Below are 20,333 nucleotides of genomic sequence, written 5' to 3' on the forward strand. Positions count from 1 at the left end.
GAAAGTTGGGTGTATTTCTTCATTGTGTGCTTTCCAATTGCGAGTTGAAAAAGTCCAATGATTCTACGAATACACCTAACTTTTTCAACTAACTACAAATGTGTCGCACTTGAGATTTGAATCTGCGTAAAGATATCAGTCGCTCAATATAAAAAAAGCACCTCATGGGGTGCTTTTTTTATTAAGGTGATCCAGTCAGCATCAGCTTGATTTAGACCGTGCGGCGTTTGGTCACCATATTATAAATAAACAGAATAATCACAGCACCAATCACGGAAGCAATCAGACCTGCTGCGGAATCTGCCGAGTACAGACCGAGCATACGACCACCAAAAGTCGCCAACAAGGAACCGGCAATACCCAGCAAGGTGGTCATGATAAAGCCTGCCTTGTCATTACCCGGATGAATGGCACGTGCAATTAGACCTGCTACAAAACCAATGACGATCGCCACAATAATTGTCCACATATGCATACTCCTTCTTATCATGTCTTTGTTTTCACATCTGTTTAATCATCTTGAAACAAAGTCAGGATCATAAAAAGTTGAATCCTGAAACGAGATGTTATTTTTTGTTCCCGGTTTTTTCTGTATTTTAGGTATAAAAAAGTGGCTTATGCCACTTTTTTCAACCTGATTTTAAAGACCGATTTCACCAATAAATGGCAGGTGACGGTACTTCTGGTCATAGTCCAAGCCATAACCCACGATAAATTTATCTTCAACCTCAAAGCCCATAAATTCGACCTTCAAATCGATTTCACGACGCGATGGTTTACTTACCAAAGTACACAGTTGAATCGAGTTAGGTTCACGGGTTTGCAGGATTTCGAGTACCTTGCTTAAGGTGTTGCCTGAGTCAATAATATCTTCAACCACCAGCACATCTTTACCACGGATTTCACCGTCTAAATCTTTCAGGATTTTTACATCACGTGACGATACCGTGCCACCGCCATAACTGGACACAGTCATGAAATCCAATTCATGCGGTTTTGAAATCACACGACATAAATCAGCCATAAAAATCACTGAACCACGTAATAAACCGATGAGCACAAGTTCTTTGTCACTATTGGCATAGTGTGCATTGATTTGAGCACCAAGCTCTTTGACTTTAGCTTGAATTTCTTCAGCGGAAATCATTACGCTCATTTGAACGGTCATGGGTAGATACCTAAAAAGTAAAAATAGCAAAATAAAAAAGGTGTTGACCTGCAACACCTGAATACGTCGCAATTTTAATACATCCCTAGCAGAGATGCACCTGTTTTGCTGGCTGTAAATGTAATCATTTTTTAGCCGCTGTTGAATCGCGTTTCAATAAAAAAACACAGCCCAGTGCCATTGCAGACAGGATCAAGTATTGGCGACGGCGGGATTTTTTCGGTTTATTCACTGGCTGCTGCTTTGACATAAACGGCTGCTCCATAGACATAGGTGGCTGCAATATTACGGTCATCGCCAAGCATGGTCAGTGCAAAAAATGCATCTTCAATATTTTTAGCTCTGCTCTGGCGTAACTGCTGTAAGGCAGTTGCATTGAGATTCAGCACCACAAAGTCGGCTTCTTTGCCAATATTAAAGTTCCCCAGGCGATCATCCAGACTCAAGGCTTTGGCACCGCCTAAAGTGGCATGATACAAGGCCTCAAAGGCGGAGAGTTTTTCGCCCTGTAACTGCTGCACCTTATAGGCTTCATTCAGGGTTTGCAGCTGATTAAATGATGTTCCTGCTCCAATGTCTGTGCCTAAGCCGACTTTGACCCCTTTGTCCCAAGTTTTTTTCAGGGGAAATAAGCCACTGCCAAGGAATAGATTTGAGGTCGGACAGAAGGCAATGGCGGAGTCGGTCTGATGCATACAATCCCATTCCTTATCTTCCAGATGCACACAATGTGCAAAGACGGACTTGCTCCCGGTTAAACCATAATGATGATACACATCCAGATAACCTTCACGTTCAGGAAAGAGTTCTTTGACCCAAGCAATTTCATTTTTATTTTCACTTAAATGGGTATGCACATAGACATCCGGATATTCGGCTTTGAGCTGCCCGGCTTTTTGTAGTTGTTCAGGTGTTGACGTCGGTGCAAAGCGTGGGGTAATCGCATACAGGTTCCGTCCCTGTCCATGCCATTTTTCAATCAGCGCTTTAGAGTCAATATAAGCCGTTTCTGCTGTATCCGTCAGCGCTTCCGGTGCATGACGATCCATCAGGACTTTACCTGCGATCAAACGCATATTGCGTGTGGTTGCGGCATTAAATAAAGCATCTACGGATTCAGGATGAACGGTACAAAAGACCAGGGCAGTGGTGGTACCGTTTTTAAGCAATTCCTGCACAAAAAATTCGGCAATTTTTTCGCTATAGGATGCATCTTGAAACTGGATTTCAGTGGGGAATGTATAGGTATTTAACCATTCCAGCAGTTGTTCACCATAAGCCCCGACCATTTCCGTTTGCGGGAAATGAATATGGGTGTCGATAAATCCGGGAACAATCAGTTGATCTGGATAGTGTTGTAATTCAAGGTCGGTAGGAAGTCGTGACTGCCCTTCTTGCCAAGGACCGAACCACTGGATTTTACCTTCGTGAATGATGACTAAACCATCTTCTACATATCGCACTTGGTCGTGTATATCACGTGCTTGGGCAACTGTATTCTGAATATCGAGGAAGCGACCACGGATCGCTGTCGTTGCAATTACAGAAGACATTTTAAACCTACGCTTTTAATTTTTTCGATTGATTGTAGCTGAAAAAATTGCCATGTTTGTATGAACATTCATATTTAAATAGCGATCCAGATTCTTCTATGACCCCATCCAATTATTATGATCAATTTCAACAGATCGTACGTGCGCAGCCGACATTAATGCGCATCTTGCATCAGTTAGCACAATTACACTCTGACGCTTATGTCGCAGCGGGTGTGTTACGTCATGTGATCTGGGCGCATTTACATGGATGGGAATATGAAATAAATCATACTGAGGTCGATGTGATTTTCTATGATGAAAATGAGCAGGCTCGCGTTATAGAACAGCAACTTGCAGATCGGTTAAAAGAGTATTTTCCAGATATCCGTTGGGATGTGACTAATCAAGCCTTTGTACATGAGTGGTATCGTACCGATCAAAATGAAAATATTGAGCCTTTAACTTCAATTAGTCATGCGCTGTCATTATGGCCAGAAACTGTCACGGCCTTGGCACTGCGCCTGAAAGATGATGAATTGGAGTTGATTGCTCCTTTCGGTTTAGCAGATTTATTTGAGTTAAAGCTGCGTTGGAATCCGAATTTAGTCAGTTATGCCGTGTTTGAACAACGCATGCTGAGCAAACAGTTTTTGCAAAAATGGTCCAAATTATCCCTGATAGAACAATAAAAAAAGCCTGCTGATGCAGGCTTTTTTGATGATTACTTTTTACAGGGTGGTTTCGTTATATTTCTTGCTATGACGAATCGACAAGATCGCGGTCACAGTCAGGACAATCACAATAAAGCTCAAAGAAATCCAGATCGGCATATGGAACACATCCAGCATCAGCATTTTAAAGCCGATAAAGACCAGAATGATCCCGAGACCATAAGGCAGATAATGCATTTTTGAGGCTGCGCCCGAGAGCAGGAAGAACATTGCGCGTAAGCCTAAAATCGCCATCAGGTTTGCAGTGAGGACAATGAAGGGATCGGTGGTGACGGCAAAAATAGCCGGAATAGAATCGACGGCAAAGATGACATCAGAGGCTTCAACCAGGATCAGGACCAGGAACAACGGCGTTGCCCAGAGCAAACCATTTTGACGGACAAAGAATTTGTCGCCCTGAAGTTGCGGGGTAATACGCATATGTTTACGCAGCCATTTTAGAATCGCCATATCTTCAATATTACTGTCTTCTTCATGCTGACCACGCAGGAATTTGAAGCCGGTATACACCAGGAACGCACCGAAGATATATAGAATCCAGGAGAATTCCTGCACGAACCACGCGCCAATAAAAATAAAGATGGTTCTGAGTACAATCGCACCCAGTACGCCATATAACAGCAGTTTACGTTGCAGTGCGGGTGGAATGGCAAAGGCCGCGAAGATCATCAGCCAAACAAAGACGTTATCAATCGCCAGGGATTTTTCCAGCAGATAACCGGCAAAGTATTCCATGACCTTAGCATTGGCAATTGCCGTGCCTGCGGTCTGCTCCAGATACAGCCATAAGCCGCCACCAAATAAAGTCGCGACACTGACCCAGGCAATACTCCAGTAGGCAGCAGTACGGACTTTAACTTCCTGACCATGCTGATGCTTAAAGCCGACAAAATCGATTATCAGCATGACTGCGACAATCGCGAAAAAGACGAGATACAGCCAGAGTGTACCAATGGTTTCCATGTGAATTCTCCACATCGGACAACTAGCCATAAAAAAACCTTGACCAGTTGCCAGATGAAAAACATCTATAACAACATGATCAAGGTCTTGCCTACATCTTACTGTTCCACTTTTTTATATAAAGTGTGACTTCAAGATGCTCAGATACCGACTTTTTGCAAAGTGTAATGACGATATTCTGACACGTTTAAAAATTGAAATTTCATTCTTAAACGCTTGGAGGAGGCTACTCCCCTTGTTCAAACTAAATTTTATTTGAGCGGTAGCTCAATGTGCAGCAAGCATGACAGATTTTTGCTAAGACTACAATTTCATTTACAAAAATCATGCTTCAAGGCGCTTTCTTACCTAAGAAATCCGGACGCTGAACCAGGTATAAGCTGATCAGAAAACCCAAGCTGGCCAGGATTGCTCCTACCCAGCCAATACTATGTAATCCGATATGTGCCGTTACCAGACCGCCGAGTAAGGCACCGCCACCAATCCCGACATTGTACAGACCTGAAAAAATTGCCATGGCGACATCGGTTGCATCAGAAGCCAGATTTAAGGTCTTGGCTTGTAGAGCCAGACTAAACCCAATAATGCTGATGCCCCAGATTAACGCCAAGCTATTAAGCTGAAATACACCCTGAGACAGTGGCAGCAATAACAGTAGCGAGATCCCTAGCCCGAATGTAAATAGCGGAATGGTGAGTCGGGGAAAATGCGGTGCAAAGCGGCCAAATACGTAAGAGCCGATCAGACCCGCAGCGCCATAAATCAGCAATAAGCTGGTGGTCTGTGCAGAGCTGAATTGCGCAATATTCAGCGCAAAGGGTTCAATATAACTATAGGCGGTAAATTGCGCACTAATCACAAGCACGGTAAGCGCAAAGACCAGCATCAGGCTGGGACGTTTTAGCAAGCTTTTTAAACTGCTGAGTGAACCTGAATTAACACTTGGCAATAAAGGCAAGGTTTTGGCCAGCAATACGCACACCACGCTCGCCACAATCCCAATCAAGGCAAAACTATTGCGCCAGCCATAGGCCTCCCCGACCATCCGGCCAAAGGGAATTCCCAGAACCATCGCCATGGCGGTACCGGTAGCCAATAAGCCCAGTGCCTGAAACTCTTTGCCCTTTGGCGCAACCCGCACAGCAAGCGACGCCGTAATTGACCAGAACAGCGCATGCGCCACGGCAATACCAATCCGGCTCAGCACCAGAATGCTAAAGCTCCAGGCAAAATAGGACAGCACATGACTGAAAATAAACACCGCAAATAAAATCATCAGCAGAAAGCGCCGTTCAATATTTTTGGTCAGTAACATCATTGGCAAAGACAGCAGCGCCACGACCCAGGCATAAATTGTCAGCATCCACCCGACTTGGGTCGGTGACATGGCAAAACTGGTACCAATATCACTTAATAGCGCCACCGGGATAAATTCGGTGGTATTGAAAATAAAGGCAGCAGAGGCTAAAGCAATCACACAGACCCATTGACGCGTCACCGAAGAGGTGGAAGAAGAGCTGGACATAAACATCTGATAAAAGGAACCGGCTGGCAGTTTAAACCTATTGAGCAAAATGCGGTATTGGTCAGAAGGACAGATTCACAATCCTTTAAAAGAAATCTAACAATAGAGCAGGGAAAAATATGTCAGTCTGGTTTAAAAACAAGGAGAGGATCGGCATGTTGATCGAGCATCAGCAACAGGACAATGGAGGTTTATGGTTTGTAGAGCCAAATGAAAAACGTCTGGCAGAAATGAGTTATTCAAGAGTAAATGAAGATCAATTAGTGATTGAACACACCTGGGTCGATGACAGTCTACGCGGCCAGCACGTCGGGTATTATCTGGTCGAGGCCGCTGTGAATTTTGCCCGTGAACACGGCATCAGGATTATTCCAAAATGCCCTTTTGCCAAATCCGTGTTCGAGCGAGAGCCTCACTTTAATGATGTTTTATAATTTAAAAATGACAACAAAGGTTCAGATTCGTATGGAAATCAAATATCAAGATTCAAAACGCGGTGGTGTATTTTTTATGGAAGATCAAGGACGCCGCCTGGCGGAGATCACTTATCAATGGCGGGGCGATGCCGTCATCATTGCCGATCATACCTGGGTTGATGATTCCTTGCGTGGCCACGGTATTGCCCGAAAAATGCTGGATGCACTGGTCGATTTTGCCCGTGAGAAAAGTTTAACCATCATCCCGCAATGTTCCTATGTGGATGTCATGTTTAAACGTGACCGAAGTCTGGCAGATGTCGCAGCAACGACTATTTAACCATCCAAGGGAATTTCCCGAAAGATAAATGCAGTTTTTCTTTCAAGGCAGGAATCAATATAACCTGTAACAGGGTATATAAACCGAAACCTGCCATCACCCCGGTCATCGCCCAGAAAATTTCTTCAAACTGTTGCAGCATTACTAAAATTGCCATGATCAGCAGATAACTGGCATGAAAATAAATTCGATGCCCAACAAATTTCAAGATCGTCCAGCTAATAAAAATTGAACTGATCAGCAGATTGGTTTGAGCGCTGAATTGCCAATTATTTAAAGTGATGATCAGGATAAAACACACACATAACAAGGCGAGGGTTAAAATCAGATCTTTTAACATCAAGTGATCCTCATGTTCATGGTAGGTGTATGAAAATATTCGTTTAATAATTTAGGCACTATTGTTAAAAGTTTAATCCAGAAATGCAAACTGAAAACCGTGTAAGCAAAAACGGATATTTGCTTAAAAAATAGTCGACTTAATTTAAAATTATTGATTAAATTGTGTTTTTAATTCTTCCCTCTAGAGAGATGGCATGATGCTACAGCTTTGCTATGCCAGTGAACGCATAGAATCTGAACAAGAGTTGTTACAAGATTTGAGCGATATTTTAGCCACTGCCCGGAAGTTCAATCTTCAGCATCAGATTCATGGGGTGTTGTATTATTCCCATGGCAAATTTTTCCAGTGCCTTGAAGGTCAGGCTGAAGTAGTAGAAAGTTTATTTCAGAGCATTTGTCAGGATCCCCGTCATCACAATATCTTGCGTTTTGCAGATGCAATGGTAGAGCAGTCTCATTTCTCGGAATGGTCAATGAAATATGTGCATAAACACAGTGAAATTTCTTCTTTATTTTCACGTTTAGGTTTGAAGCAATTTGATCCACATGCCTTGCAGCAGTCAGGAATTGCCGAATTCCTCAAAGTGCTTTATCGCCTGGAAGAAAATCAGGCCAGTCTGGCATCGCCAAAAGGTTATAAGCAGCGTGGTTATGTCCCCTATTTCTGATCTGAGGGATTAAAGCTGAAAATAAAAAAGTCCGCATGGCGGACTTTTTTTGTTTGATGTGGATTAGCTCATGTCAATCATGACTTTTAAGGCCTTCTCATCGGAGGCATGTTTAAAGACATCATAGGCTTTTTCAAAATCGGCAAATTTAAAATGATGAGTCGCCAGTTTTTCTAGGGGCAATTTGCCGGAACAGCAGGTTTTCAGCAACATCCCTGTAGTATTGGCATTCACCAGGCCGGTGGTGATGGTCAGGTTTTTAATCCAGAGTTTGTTCAGTTCAAAACTCACCGGTTTACCATGTACGCCGACGTTGGCAATATGCCCGCCCTCTTTGACGACATGCTGGCAAATATTCCAGGTAGGCTCCACCCCCACTGCTTCAATGGCACAGTCGACCCCGCGTCCATCGGTAATCTCTAAAATCTTTTGAATGGCATCTTCTTTGGCAGAGTTGATGGTATGCGTCGCGCCGACAGTCTTGGCAAATTCCAGCCGGTTATCATCCATATCCACCATAATAATATTGGCAGGTGAATAGAATTGGGCAGTGAGCAGACAGCTCATGCCGATTGGCCCTGCCCCGAGAATCGCAACATTGTCGCCTGGTTTGACATCGCCATATTGCACCCCAATTTCATGTGAAGTTGGCAGAATATCTGAGAGGAACACGGCCACATCTTGATTCAGGCCTTCGGGTAAATGATAGAGTGATGTATCGGCAAAGGGCGTGCGTACATATTCGGCATGGGTACCATTAATCATATAACCCATGATCCAGCCGCCTTCATTGCGACAATGGGCATAGAGCTGTTTCTGGCAGTTTTCACAGGTTCCGCAGCGGCTGACACAGGAAATAATCACCCGGTCGCCCTTTTTAAAGTTTTGCACGGCGGAACCGACTTCTTCCACAATACCAATACCTTCGTGACCTAAAATACGCCCGTTAAAGCTGCCCTCTTTTCGTGTAGCCTCTTGCTCAATTTCCGGGTTTTTACCTTTCCAGATCCCGAGATCGGTACCGCAAATGGTGACTTTTTCGAGTTTAATGATGGCATCGCCGGGATGCAAAATGGTGGGAACCGGGCGGTCTTCAAAGCGGATATCATTTGCGCCGTAATAGACCATCGCTTTCATCGTTGTTATGACACATCTTCTAATGGAGTGGGAAATGAGAATGACCTGACTCAGCGAGAATAATGAACGCCTCGATTGCTTTTATACAGTGACAGCGATGGGCTGATTCATGATCTGGCTTTCAGGCCTATAGATACCTGTGTTCTTCTCGATTGTGCCTTGAGTGATATGGCGCTGCAATGAGTCTTGTGTACAGATTGCAACAAAAGATCATCCAGGATGGTTCAGAGATAAATCTGCTATTTGGGTCAATGTTTAAATCATAGGATTGCAGGATCAGAACAGCCCTTCACTTTTGCTGAAGCAAGGTTTTAATATGCTAAAAAAAGCCCGCTAAGCGGGCTTCTTCATTTCACTTAAATCTGTTTTATGCTTGTAAAACAGTGATCAGCTTCTGATGCAAACCACCAAATCCGCCATTCGACATAATTACTACAGCATCGCCCTCACCTGCTTCTGCCACTACGGTCTGAATGATGTCATCCAGTGTACGTGCAACTTTGGCCTTGTTTGGCGCAGCCTCAATGACCGGTTGCAGATCCCAGTCCAGTCCTTCCGGTTGATACCAGATCACTTCATCGGCCAGACGTGCTGAATGAGCTAAGCCATCTTTATGACTGCCCATGCGCATAGTATTGGAACGTGGTTCAATAATCGCCCAGAGTTTGCGTTCACCCAGACGCTTGCGCGCACCTTCTAAGGTCGTATCAATCGCCGTCGGATGATGGGCGAAGTCATCATAAACCTCGATACCACGAACAGTGTCTAACAGTTCCATACGGCGTTTCACCCCACCAAAATTCGACAGCGCTTCACAGGCGGTTTCAATTGATACGCCAACATGTTCAGCAGCGGCAATGGTGGCCAAGGCATTGGCCACCGAATGCTGCCCGGTCATATTCCACTGTACTTCGCCTTTGACAACGCCCTGTTGCAGGACTTTGAAATGTGAACCATCTGCTGACAATTGTTCTGCATAAAGTTCAGATTTTTCGTTGGCATCTAGACTGGTGCGCACTACAGGCGTCCAGCAGCCCTGCTCCAGCACTTCATCAATATTGCTTTCAGTAATCGGCGCGATAATCCGGCCTTCACTTGGAATAGTACGAACTAAATGATGAAACTGTTTTTGAATTGCGGCCAGATCATCAAAGATATCGGCATGGTCAAATTCCAGGTTATTTAAAATTGCGGTTTTTGGATGGTAATGCACGAACTTGGAACGCTTGTCGAAGAAAGCAGAATCGTATTCATCGGCTTCGACACAGAAATATTTCCCACCACCGAGACGCGCACTTTCCGAAAAGCCCAATGGCACACCGCCAATCAGAAAACCTGGCTCCAGACCGGCTTGATCCAGTACCCAAGCCAGCATCGTGGTGGTCGTGGTTTTACCATGTGTTCCGGCGACACCCAGCACGTGTTTACCTTGCAGAACATGATCAGCCAGGAACTGTGGACCTGAAATATAAGGCAGACCTGCATTCAGCATATATTCGACTGCATCAATACCACGCTTCATGGCATTGCCGACGATTACCAGATCCGGATGAGGCTGTAAATGACTGCGGTCATAACCCTGCATTAAAGTGATGCCCGCATTTTCAAGTTGGGTCGACATGGGTGGATACACATTCAGGTCTGAACCTGTTACCTGGTGGCCCAGATCGCGTGCAAGTAGCGCTAACGAGCCCATAAAGGTGCCACAAATACCCAAAATATGCAGATGCATCTACTTTACTCCGTTCCTGTCTGACCCATCACTTTATATTGGTGCTGTTGTCATGATTTATTCAATTTGCAAGCAACGATAGCAAGGCTTTAGCTGAAAAGATAGTGAAAATTCTGGCCTTGTTGTGGGATTTTTTAAATCCTGTTTCACGGATAAATTCAAAGAAAATTTCAAAGCGATGCAATATCTTTTCGCCAAATAAACCGTAAAATAAGTTCGACTTTTTTGCAGAGTGCATGCAAATGCTGCCGGCTTTATTTCTTCTGGTAATTGCCAACTGTTTTATGACCCTGGCCTGGTATGGGCATTTAAAATTTTTGCCGCATGATGCACCGCTCTGGCAAGCGATTTTGTTCAGCTGGGCCATTGCCCTGTTTGAATATAGTCTGATGATTCCAGCGACCAAATTACTGGCGCAGCAAGGCCTGGCAGTCGGTCAAATGAAAATCACCCAGGAAGTCGTGACCTTACTGGTCTTTGTTCCTTTTATGATTTTTATGTTTAAACAGCCCTTTAAACTGGATTATCTCTGGGCCGCTTTATGTCTGTGTGGATGTGTCTATTTTGTCTTCCGTACCCCTTAACTTGATCTAATGGCTCAGCTGAATCAGGGGGAAATGGCTTCTAAATTCAGAAAGTAATTTCTGCCGATCCGGTTCAAATTCCAGTTTATTCAGGCAGCGTTGGATTAATTCAATCGCCATTATTTCTGCAGCCTGTTTTAGTTCAGGTTCGGGTACATTATGTTGAATCATCGCTAAACATTTCAATATTCTCTGATTGAGTTCAATACAACCCACACAATCTCGGGCCATTGGTGCAAAACTACTGTAAATCAAATCCCCGAGATCAAAGATATCCACACTGATATGCGGACAATCCCGCTCCGGTAAATCTTCAGCGGCCTTGCTGTCAATCAGGATTCGGGTTAAGGCATCAACGGCATTAATCGCTGATCCAACATCGTTCACTGCGGGAGACATCGCTTTCTGCCCCACTTCGCTCATCACCACCACACCAAAACGCGGGTCCTGTAAAAAGCTGCGATTGGTTTCAATGATTACATGATTCAAAATGGAGTTTCGGATCTCCTGCTGCTGTTCCGGGCTGAAAGCGCGGTCGCTATATACCTCTGCCAGTGCCGTCATCGGATCCAGAAATTTTCCGGGTAGCTGGGGAAGATGGATATGCAGCTGTTGGCTGACGGCCAGTTGCTCCAGTCCTTCACTATTAAAATTGGTGAAATAGCCGGTCTGGGTACTAAAAACATGAAAGGCAGCTGCTTGCTCTGGACGTTGTCCGGTGGCACCAAAATTCGGCTGATGTCGAAACCCCGCCAAGGCCGTAGAAGCAGCGACTTCAATTTTGTGAATGGTGGTGGTGAGGTTGCCCAGTTGCGACAGGGTGTGTACCCAGCGAATCAGGATATAAATCAGGTACATCAATACCAAAATGGTACTGATAAACAGTACAAATCTACCTGCAGGACCATAATAGCCAAGCCCGAGCGCAATCTTGGCAATTACAGCATAAATAAAAGCCGAGATAAAACTGCTGATAGCAAGGCGGGTATTGTCATCACTCATCATCAGCTGATAGGCACGTGGTGTCCCGCTGGATGAGGCAGACGCAAAGGCTGCGACCATAATCGACAGGGAAAAAGTGGTGACTGCCAGCATGCTGGAAGCAATAATATCTAGCAGGCTGCTCAGAGTTTCAGTACTGATATTGGGAACAGTGCTGGTCGGGATAAAATAGCGACTGGCGATTGCAAATAGCGAGAAAAAGGTCGCAAAGACGGCGCCAAGAGCTGGCATCAACCATAAGTTTTCTGAGGGATTCTGTAGCCAGATTTTTAGTTTGTACCACATAAAAATGCCCTGCCAATGTATAGGTTTTAGTATTAAGTTATTCATTGCAAAAAAGTTTTATATTGATAGTTATACTTTTTTTTAATGTGATGTATGTCCTATTTTTGTATTTTTAGCCGCAAAATTATTGTTTTATTTTTGACCATTTTCCCAACAGATAATTTTAATTCTTGAGCTGAACTTTAGACCAAATCAATTTCAGTCTATAATAGGCAACTCCTATTCAAGCTTGGCTCTCTCGTCGAGATTTATTTTTTCTCACTTTAATCTCTGGAAAATTTGCAATGAATGCGGCTGCTGCACAAGATACTCCTCTCGTAGGTATTATCATGGGTTCTCAATCAGATTGGGCAACTCTCGAACACACTGCCAATATGCTCAAGCAGCTTGGTGTCCCATTTGAAGCCGAAGTTGTTTCTGCACATCGTACTCCAGACCGCCTGTTTGAATATGCTGAGCAAGCGCGTGATCGTGGTATTCAGGTGATTATTGCTGGTGCAGGTGGTGCAGCGCATTTACCGGGTATGTGTGCGGCGAAAACTGATCTTCCAGTTTTGGGTGTACCTGTGAAATCTTCGATTTTAAACGGTATTGATTCATTGCTGTCTATTGTGCAAATGCCAGCTGGGATTGCGGTTGGTACCTTGGCGATTGGTCCTGCCGGTGCCACCAATGCTGCCATTATGGCCGCGCAAATTCTGGGTTTGACCCGTCCAGAAATCGCAAAAAATGTTGCAGATTTCCGTGCAGCGCAAACAGATAAAGTAGCAAGCAACAATATTCCAGGCCAGGCTTAAGTCGAGACACAGATTATGGATAAAACCATCGGTATTTTTGGTGGCGGTCAGCTGGGTCGTATGATGGCGCAAGCGGCACTTCCATTAAATATTCAATGTACATTTTTTGAAGCCAGCACAGACTGCCCTTCTGCTGCTTTGGGCCCGGTGATTTCGAGCCAGGCTGAAAACGGTCTACAAGACTTTATCAGCAGTGCAGATGTATTTAGTCTGGAGTTTGAAAACACGCCCCTTGCAGATGTTGATGTACTCACACAAAGCAAGCAACTGCATCCGCCACGTCAAGCTTTAGCGATTGCCCAGCATCGTTTGTCTGAAAAAGCCTTGTTTGATGAACTGGCTATTCCGGTTGCACCGTACAAAGCGGTCACTTCACTGGAAAGCTTACAGGCTGCTGTAGCTGAACTGGGTTTGCCGATCGTACTGAAAACTTCACGTGGCGGTTATGATGGCAAAGGCCAATTCGTTTTACGTTCGGCCGATCAGATTGATCAGGCTTGGACAGAATTGGGCCCTGCGGGTGAACTGATTGCTGAAAGTTTCGTGACTTTCTCGCGTGAAGTCTCGATCATTGCAGTGCGTGGTCAGAATGGCGATGTCAAAACCTGGCCTTTGGCAGAAAACCATCATCATAACGGGATCCTGTCGCACTCGATTGTGCCTGCACCAAACAGTGCAGATTTGCAGCCTGTGGCGCAGGACTATATCACTCGCCTGCTGAATCATCTGAATTATATTGGTGTCCTGACCCTTGAGCTGTTTGTGACAGACAAAGGCCTATATGCTAACGAGATGGCACCACGCGTGCATAACTCGGGACACTGGTCGATTGAAGGCGCCGTATGTTCGCAATTTGAGAATCATGTACGTGCGGTGGCTGGTTTGCCTTTAGGTTCAACTGAAGTGATCCGCCCAACTGTTTTGGTGAACATCATTGGTCAGCATCCGAAATCTGCAGATGTACTTGCTCTGGAAGGTGCACATTTGCATCTTTACAATAAGTCAGAGCGCGAAGGCCGCAAGATTGGTCACATTACCCTGATGCCAAATGACAGCGCGCAATTGTCTGTACTTTGCCGCCAACTGGCGAAAATTTTACCGAATCCATTGGCATTGAGCGAAGATATGACCATCTAGGCTTTAACTTGCTGATAAAAAAAGCGATCACTTCGGTGATCGCTTTTTTATTTGTCTGCTTTCAGGCATGATTGCGCCTCTTCAAAAATACCTGCCATTGGTCGGATCAGTTTTTAAATCAATTGCTTATAAACTGATCAATTGAGTATAAATATAACAATCCAATAAAACCTTTTTTACAGCTGAATTTTGCCATATTCACTTGTAGATAAGCTTGAAATCAAAGTTTGAATTTAAAACTGGAAAGCAGTTTTGAATTTAAATTCATAAAAACAAATTCAAATTTAAATCGGACTTTGAATTTAAACTTGCGCTTTTAAATTCAAAAAATATGAATTCAAATTTAAAACTGGATAAATAAATTCAAAGTTTTGAATTTAAAAATATTAGCCCATTATTCAAATGAATTTAAAAGAAAAACGAGTGTAATTAGAGCATGTTGATGATTGTGACTCACTTTTCCTGAAACAAGTTATCCCTAGTATTTTTTAAATTCAAAACTAATTTCAAATGTTTTGAATTTAAAAATCCTGCTGATTTGAATTTAAAGCAGGCTTGTGGATAACTCGTGTTTAAATTTAAAGATTACAAAATGAATTTAAAAGTGTAGGAATTATGAATTTAAATTTACGCATTGGCGCTTTAATTTTCATCATGAGCTGCTAAGGTAGAAACATAATTCAAAATCTAAATATTCAAGGGTCTTATGCAACGGCTTGCACTTTTTGTTGGTTCTGTGGTCTTGGCTGCTTCACAGGCACAGGCTGAACTTATTATTAATGGTCAACGTGTCACGCCGACTGATTTGACCTCTAGTTCAAATATCCCGAATTATGCCTCCCAAAATAATTTTCAAAACTGTCTTGCCAATTTGCGCAGTCAAGCTGTTACTAGAGGTGTAAGCAGCAGTACCTATGATCGTTATACCCAAAACTTAAGCCCTGATTATTCAGTGATTGAACGCCTGAATTACCAGCCTGAATTTTCTACCCCAATTTGGGATTATCTGTCTGGTTTGGTGGATGAAGAACGGGTTCAGCTCGGCCGGCAAAAATTACAGCAACATCGTGAGGTGCTCAATCGTGTTGCTGCCACCTATGGTATACCTGCAGAAACGGTAGTTGCGGTATGGGGTGTCGAAAGTAATTTTGGTGATATTTCGGGGAAATATCCTTTATTACAGGCTTTAGGAACTTTGAGCTGTGAAGGTCGTCGCCAGAGTTATTTCCGTGGTGAGTTTTTTACCACTATGAAACTGTTACAGCGTGGCGATGTGCGTGAAGAACAATTAAAGGGTTCCTGGGCAGGCGCATTTGGTCATACCCAGTTTATGCCATCGACTTATGATGAGCTTGCAGTTGATTTTGATGGTGATGGCCGACGTGATCTAGTTTCGAGCATTCCGGATGCACTCGCATCAACTGCCAACTTTTTAAGCAAGCGTGGCTGGCAGAGCGGACAGCCTTGGGGTTTTGAAGTCAAGATCCCTCAAGGCATGTCGGTTTCCGGTGAAGGTCGAAGAAATAAAAAATCCTTGAGTAGTTGGAACAATCAAGGGGTGGTACGTGCCGATGGTTCGGCATTAGTTCAAGGAAATTTATCACAATCCTCTCAAGCAGGATTACTTGCACCTGCAGGCCCGAGTGGCCCAGTATTTTTGGTATTTAAAAATTTTGATGCCATTTATAGCTATAACGCGGCAGAAAGTTATGCCTTGGCGATTGCACATTTATCCGATCGCCTGCAAGGTAAAGGTTCATTTATGGCCACATGGCCTACTGATGATCCGGGAACTTCGCGTGCAGAACGTCGTGAGATCCAGCAATTTCTGTTAAACCGTGGCTATGATATTGGTGCGGTGGATGGTCTGATTGGAGATAAAACCCGTCAAGCGATTCGTCAGGAACAGCAGCGTTTGGGCTTGAGTCCAACAGGTCGTGCTGGTCAGCAGATTCTGCGGGCCTTTAGAAATGAAAATGCCAAACGCATGATGCAATAAATTCTTGAGCATAAAATTTAAAATCAAAAAAGGTCTGCATTTATGCAGACCTTTTTTGATGACTGTTTTTGAGTAGCTATATAGTCATGCAAGCTAATATAATTAGCTGAATTTAAACAGCAGTAATGGTACCGAGGATGCGATATCCAGCAGCACCAGTGACTGCTGGCAGGTTACCATTCAGCTGATTCATAAAACGCATGGCCAGCCAGGCAAAGGCCGTGGCTTCAACCCAAGTCGGGCTTAAACCAAGATCGGCCGTAGTTTGTACGCTCCATTCATGCTTGCGTAGGCGCCAGCGCAGTTGCTCGAGTAAATGTGAGTTATAGGCACCGCCCCCGCAAACAAAAACCTGTCCGGTATCCATGCCAGAGCGGTAAATTGCTTTTTTAATGGCTCGGGTGGTGAGCTTTAATAAAGTCGCCTGTACATTTTCCGGAGTGTCTTCCAGTTCATCATATTGTAGGTCATTGCGCCAGTCGGCAATCTGTTCATCTAGCCATTCCAGATTGAAATCTTCACGACCGGTACTTTTTGGGGGTTCTTTAGAGAAGAATTCGTGTGACTGCAAGCGATCAAGCAAACTGCGAATCGGGGTGCCATAGGCTGCCCAGTTACCATTTTCATCAAAAGGCTGACCGGTATAACGGGAACACCAAGCATCCATCAAGATATTGGCCGGTCCGGTATCAAAACCATATACCTCTTCAGGCTTGCCGGCAGGCAGCAGGCTGACATTGGCAATGCCACCTAGGTTTAAAATTACCCGGTGAATGCTGTCATGCTGGAAAATATCCTGATGAAATGCTGGAACTAAAGGTGCTCCCTGACCACCTGCCGCCAGATCACGACGACGAAAATCTGAAATCACCGGAATCTGGGTAATTTCAGTAATGATGTTCGGGTCACCAATTTGCAGGGTGAAACCATGTTCAGGACGATGACGGATGGTCTGGCCATGCGAGCCAATCGCCTTAATTTTGGATTTATCCAGGTTATTTTTTTCAATCAGCGCATTAATACCATGACCAATCATTTGTGCCAGTGCAACATCGGCTTTACCCATGCGGTCAATTTCATTGTCATTCGGCAAGGTCAGTGCCATCAACTCATCCCGAAGGTCGGGATCAAATGCCAAAGTGAGTGTGGCATGAAGCTGGAGTGGATCAAAAGAAGCAGCAACAATATCGACACCATCCATGCTCGTGCCGGTCATTACCCCAATATAGATCGCTGTCATGGTTATTCTTAAGCCTGCAATATGCTGAAAAAGTGTTAGTATATCGCACAAATTGAGTAACTGATGTATTGGATTTTGTGATGTCAAATTTCCTGCCGGCTGAAGAACAACTTGCCCTCATTCAACGAGGCACCCACGAAATTATTTCTGAAGAAGACCTTCTCAAGAAATTAAAATTGAATCGTCCATTAAAAATTAAAGCGGGTTTTGACCCGACTGCGCCTGATTTGCACTTGGGCCACACGGTTCTCATTAATAAGTTAAAAGTATTTCAAGATTTGGGTCATGAAGTATTGTTTCTGATCGGTGACTATACTGCGATGATCGGTGATCCAACTGGTAAGAGCGCAACACGTCCACCGTTGTCACGTGAACAGGTTTTAGAGAACGCTAAAACTTATCAAGAACAAGTATTTAAAATTCTTGATCCAAACAAAACCAAAGTGGTGTTTAACTCGGAGTGGTTTGCACAAAAAACTGCGGCTGATTTAATTCAATTGGCATCACAGCAAACTGTTGCGCGTATGCTTGAGCGTGATGATTTCACCAAGCGTTATAACAACCAGCAGCCGATCGCGATTCATGAATTTTTGTACCCATTAGTACAAGGTTATGACTCGGTTGCGCTGGAAGCAGATGTTGAGTTGGGTGGTACAGACCAAACCTTTAACCTGTTGATGGGTCGTACCTTACAAGGTCGTTATAACCAAGAAGCACAAGTATGTATCACAGTGCCAATTCTTGAAGGTTTAGATGGCGTCAACAAGATGTCCAAGTCTTTAGGTAACTATATTGGCGTATTTGATGCACCAGGTGCGATGTACCAAAAAGTGCTTTCAATGCCGGATGCATTGATTGAGCGTTATTTTGACCTGCTGAGCTTTAAAACCATTGAAGAAATTCAACAGTTATTAAAAGAAGTGGCTGAAGGCCGTAATCCACAAGAAGTCAAAAAGATTCTTGCGCTGGAGCTGGTCGAGCGTTTCCATGGTGCAGAAGCGGCTGCCAATGCCCACAAAGGCGCGGGTAATATCATTACTGAAGGTGAATTGCCTGAAGGTACGCCAGAAGTGACCATTTCACGTGGCGAGTTTGGTGGTGAAATCTTTATTACATCGATTTTACGTGAGGCAGGCTTAACCAAAAACGCAGCCCAAGCTAAGGATGCATTAGGCCGTGGCGCAGTGAAAGTGGATTGGCAGACTGTAGATACAACGTATTCTGTGAAAGAGAACGTAACTTTGATTGTTCAGGCCAGCAAAAAAGCAATCGCTAAAGTCACTTTTATTGACTAAAAAGCGGATAAGTTATTGAAATAAAAGCAGGCTTCGGTCTGCTTTTTTTGTTGATGTTCTATATTTAAAAATCAAATAAGTAAAGTCAAAAAAAACCCTATGAAAACAAGAGTTAATTTTTCCCAAATCACTTGCTTTTCATCTTTATTATGTATAGGATTTATTCATCTAGAGAATTCGTTTAGAGCATCTAGAGGGTAGTAAAAATAATAGTACTCCACAACTGAGAAAGTCTCTTTTCCAAGAGGCTCTTTTTAAAAGCTTTAAAGCGAATAACTATAATAATGACATAATGGATCGGGTAAAGATTCAATTCTAAGGAGGAGATTTTGGGAGAGATCTCTTCCTTTTTTATTTATTCTGATTGCGTAATCAAGATATAAATCTGCATGCCTACTCTTCTCGTTGAGCAACTAAACTTAAAATTAATCAGCAAATCGAACTTAAGTGAATGGCCTCTAAGGGTGAGTTCATTTCAATTGACTCCAAAATGACTCGAAAAGAAAAGTGCAAAACATAAAAAATTAAGGCAGAGGTGATTGAATGTATCGCTTTCCAACAGAAAATATTTTTGATGAACAAATCGATTGCATATTACGGTTCTTATTTGAATACCAGCCGGTCGAACAAAAACAGCAACTCTATGGATCTGTCTATACTTTATTTATGCAGCTTGATCTGGCCGCGCATTACTTTCTATTTTCCCTGATTGAAGAGCAGTTACCGCGACGCGCGAAATTATTCTTTATTGCTGAGGATTATCAGGGTAAGAAAGACATGACTGTAGAGGTCATGCAACATTGGCGTGGACAGCAACAGCAGGAAAAAGTCGCTTAATGCAAAATAACAGACTTTATCTTCTATATATAAGTGATCTACGCATGGTTTTGGGATTCGAAAAACTAAAAATGAATACTTCTTCTATATAGCAGCCTAAAAATAGGCTTTTATAAAAGCCTTGTACGTAAAAAATAACTCATCAATTGAGGAGTCTAGGATTTAGATCAGTTTATTGGACGAGATAGAATAATTTTGGTTTTCTTTTGATGAGCTAATTTAAATAAAAGATAAGATTTGAATGTCAAAAGGCTAAAAATACTGTTTTAAATATTATTGTGATAGTTTTTAGGTCTAAATGAATTTTCAGTTATAAAAATAAAATGACGTGTTTAGTGGGTTTATTGCATAAAAACGCTTAAAAATTAGATAAAAAAGCGATTTTTCAGTAATTTTTGTAGAAAAAAAAGACATACGTGAAAAATATAGTGAATTGGGGGTTGCAATGATTCTGAAATCCTCTAGAATGCACCCATACCGACGAGATAGACGGAAACGAACGAAGCAGAATGGCGGAGTTGTTGAGTTTATCGAAGTCCAGCTTCTGGCACTGACGAGGTGTTAGAAAGATCATTAAGAGATTATGAAGAACAACTTGTG

22 protein-coding genes are annotated in these 20,333 nt (G+C 43.3%); 10 read left to right on the top strand and 12 right to left on the bottom strand.

What is annotated here, in order from left to right:
- Positions 1–211: 211 nt before the first annotated feature.
- The 4 genes from FTV42_RS13910 to guaD all read right to left on the bottom strand — a co-directional run bounded on the left by FTV42_RS13910 (position 212) and on the right by guaD (position 2,721).
- Positions 212–469, bottom strand: coding sequence for a GlsB/YeaQ/YmgE family stress response membrane protein (locus FTV42_RS13910; protein WP_004281926.1), 258 nt, complete (start codon positions 467–469; stop codon positions 212–214).
- 171 nt (positions 470–640) lie between these two features.
- Complete coding sequence (hpt, locus tag FTV42_RS13915) at positions 641–1,168, bottom strand: hypoxanthine phosphoribosyltransferase (RefSeq protein WP_004647133.1); 528 nt, start codon at positions 1,166–1,168, stop codon at positions 641–643.
- A gap of 124 nt (positions 1,169–1,292) precedes the next feature.
- Entirely contained in the window at positions 1,293–1,418 is a 126-nt protein-coding gene (locus FTV42_RS17645) for a hypothetical protein (RefSeq protein WP_004647134.1), read from the bottom strand.
- The gene (guaD, locus tag FTV42_RS13920) at positions 1,393–2,721 is read right to left on the bottom strand and encodes a guanine deaminase (protein ID WP_180039081.1); all 1,329 of its coding nucleotides are present in this window, start codon (positions 2,719–2,721) and stop codon (positions 1,393–1,395) included. The genes FTV42_RS17645 and guaD overlap by 26 nt, the downstream gene beginning before the upstream one ends.
- A 98-nt stretch (positions 2,722–2,819) precedes the next feature.
- On the opposite strand from guaD, the gene FTV42_RS13925 reads away from it, so the two are divergent.
- Complete coding sequence (locus FTV42_RS13925) at positions 2,820–3,392, top strand: nucleotidyltransferase family protein (RefSeq protein WP_180039082.1); 573 nt, start codon at positions 2,820–2,822, stop codon at positions 3,390–3,392.
- Between the two features lie 39 nt (positions 3,393–3,431).
- On the opposite strand, the gene FTV42_RS13930 is transcribed toward FTV42_RS13925, so the two are convergent.
- Complete coding sequence (locus FTV42_RS13930; RefSeq protein WP_004728997.1) at positions 3,432–4,397, bottom strand: TerC family protein; 966 nt, start codon at positions 4,395–4,397, stop codon at positions 3,432–3,434.
- A gap of 331 nt (positions 4,398–4,728) precedes the next feature.
- Entirely contained in the window at positions 4,729–5,922 is a 1,194-nt protein-coding gene (locus tag FTV42_RS13935) for a sugar transporter (RefSeq protein ID WP_180039083.1), read from the bottom strand.
- 155 nt (positions 5,923–6,077) lie between these two features.
- On the opposite strand from FTV42_RS13935, the gene FTV42_RS13940 reads away from it, so the two are divergent.
- Together FTV42_RS13940 and FTV42_RS13945 are read left to right on the top strand one after the other, a co-directional pair.
- Positions 6,078–6,356: a GNAT family N-acetyltransferase gene (locus tag FTV42_RS13940; protein WP_180039090.1), complete on the top strand. Its 279-nt coding sequence runs from the start codon at positions 6,078–6,080 to the stop codon at positions 6,354–6,356.
- Positions 6,357–6,387: 31 nt separating this feature from the next.
- Positions 6,388–6,678: a GNAT family N-acetyltransferase gene (locus FTV42_RS13945; RefSeq protein ID WP_180039089.1), complete on the top strand. Its 291-nt coding sequence runs from the start codon at positions 6,388–6,390 to the stop codon at positions 6,676–6,678.
- Here the strand turns inward: FTV42_RS13945 and FTV42_RS13950 are convergent.
- The gene (locus FTV42_RS13950; RefSeq protein ID WP_180039084.1) at positions 6,671–7,018 is read right to left on the bottom strand and encodes a hypothetical protein; all 348 of its coding nucleotides are present in this window, start codon (positions 7,016–7,018) and stop codon (positions 6,671–6,673) included. The two genes, FTV42_RS13945 and FTV42_RS13950, sit on opposite strands and share 8 nt — an antisense overlap.
- Positions 7,019–7,214: 196 nt before the next feature.
- On the opposite strand from FTV42_RS13950, the gene FTV42_RS13955 reads away from it, so the two are divergent.
- Positions 7,215–7,688 (top strand): BLUF domain-containing protein, encoded by a 474-nt coding sequence (locus FTV42_RS13955; protein ID WP_180039085.1) that lies wholly within the window; start codon positions 7,215–7,217, stop codon positions 7,686–7,688.
- Between the two features lie 63 nt (positions 7,689–7,751).
- On the opposite strand, the gene FTV42_RS13960 is transcribed toward FTV42_RS13955, so the two are convergent.
- The 3 genes from FTV42_RS13960 to FTV42_RS17395 all read right to left on the bottom strand — a co-directional run bounded on the left by FTV42_RS13960 (position 7,752) and on the right by FTV42_RS17395 (position 10,795).
- A complete protein-coding gene (locus tag FTV42_RS13960; protein ID WP_218947004.1) occupies positions 7,752–8,825 on the bottom strand; it encodes a zinc-dependent alcohol dehydrogenase family protein in 1,074 nt (357 codons plus the stop codon).
- Positions 8,826–9,192: 367 nt separating this feature from the next.
- Positions 9,193–10,557, bottom strand: a complete 1,365-nt coding sequence (gene mpl / locus FTV42_RS13965; RefSeq protein WP_180039086.1) for a UDP-N-acetylmuramate:L-alanyl-gamma-D-glutamyl-meso-diaminopimelate ligase — start codon at positions 10,555–10,557, stop codon at positions 9,193–9,195.
- Positions 10,558–10,618: 61 nt separating this feature from the next.
- A complete protein-coding gene (locus tag FTV42_RS17395) occupies positions 10,619–10,795 on the bottom strand; it encodes a hypothetical protein (RefSeq protein WP_016806943.1) in 177 nt (58 codons plus the stop codon).
- A 4-nt stretch (positions 10,796–10,799) separates the two neighbouring features.
- Here FTV42_RS17395 and FTV42_RS13970 point away from each other — a divergent pair, with 4 nt between their 5' ends.
- Positions 10,800–11,141 (top strand): DMT family protein, encoded by a 342-nt coding sequence (locus FTV42_RS13970; protein WP_004729014.1) that lies wholly within the window; start codon positions 10,800–10,802, stop codon positions 11,139–11,141.
- Between the two features lie 6 nt (positions 11,142–11,147).
- On the opposite strand, the gene FTV42_RS13975 is transcribed toward FTV42_RS13970, so the two are convergent.
- Entirely contained in the window at positions 11,148–12,428 is a 1,281-nt protein-coding gene (locus FTV42_RS13975) for a DUF2254 domain-containing protein (RefSeq protein WP_180039087.1), read from the bottom strand.
- A gap of 284 nt (positions 12,429–12,712) precedes the next feature.
- Here FTV42_RS13975 and purE point away from each other — a divergent pair, with 284 nt between their 5' ends.
- The 3 genes from purE to FTV42_RS13990 all read left to right on the top strand — a co-directional run bounded on the left by purE (position 12,713) and on the right by FTV42_RS13990 (position 16,361).
- Positions 12,713–13,225 carry a 5-(carboxyamino)imidazole ribonucleotide mutase gene (gene purE, locus FTV42_RS13980; RefSeq protein WP_005104916.1) on the top strand — a complete coding sequence of 171 codons (513 nt, stop codon included), beginning with the start codon at positions 12,713–12,715 and terminating at the stop codon, positions 13,223–13,225.
- Positions 13,226–13,240: 15 nt separating this feature from the next.
- On the top strand, positions 13,241–14,362 hold the full coding sequence (locus FTV42_RS13985; protein ID WP_005245573.1) for a 5-(carboxyamino)imidazole ribonucleotide synthase: 1,122 nt from the start codon (positions 13,241–13,243) through the stop codon (positions 14,360–14,362).
- Positions 14,363–15,068: 706 nt separating this feature from the next.
- Positions 15,069–16,361: a lytic murein transglycosylase gene (locus tag FTV42_RS13990; RefSeq protein ID WP_218947005.1), complete on the top strand. Its 1,293-nt coding sequence runs from the start codon at positions 15,069–15,071 to the stop codon at positions 16,359–16,361.
- 112 nt (positions 16,362–16,473) lie between these two features.
- Here FTV42_RS13990 and FTV42_RS13995 read toward each other — a convergent pair whose 3' ends face one another.
- The gene (locus FTV42_RS13995) at positions 16,474–17,601 is read right to left on the bottom strand and encodes an anhydro-N-acetylmuramic acid kinase (protein WP_180039088.1); all 1,128 of its coding nucleotides are present in this window, start codon (positions 17,599–17,601) and stop codon (positions 16,474–16,476) included.
- A gap of 80 nt (positions 17,602–17,681) precedes the next feature.
- On the opposite strand from FTV42_RS13995, the gene tyrS reads away from it, so the two are divergent.
- Together tyrS and FTV42_RS14005 are read left to right on the top strand one after the other, a co-directional pair.
- A complete protein-coding gene (gene tyrS / locus FTV42_RS14000) occupies positions 17,682–18,896 on the top strand; it encodes a tyrosine--tRNA ligase (protein WP_005245575.1) in 1,215 nt (404 codons plus the stop codon).
- Between the two features lie 543 nt (positions 18,897–19,439).
- Positions 19,440–19,733 (top strand): hypothetical protein, encoded by a 294-nt coding sequence (locus FTV42_RS14005; protein WP_004281895.1) that lies wholly within the window; start codon positions 19,440–19,442, stop codon positions 19,731–19,733.
- The last annotated feature ends 600 nt before the right edge of the window (positions 19,734–20,333 follow it).

Origin of the sequence: Acinetobacter sp. YH16052, from assembly GCF_013417155.1 — a bacterium.
GTDB lineage: Bacteria > Pseudomonadota > Gammaproteobacteria > Pseudomonadales > Moraxellaceae > Acinetobacter.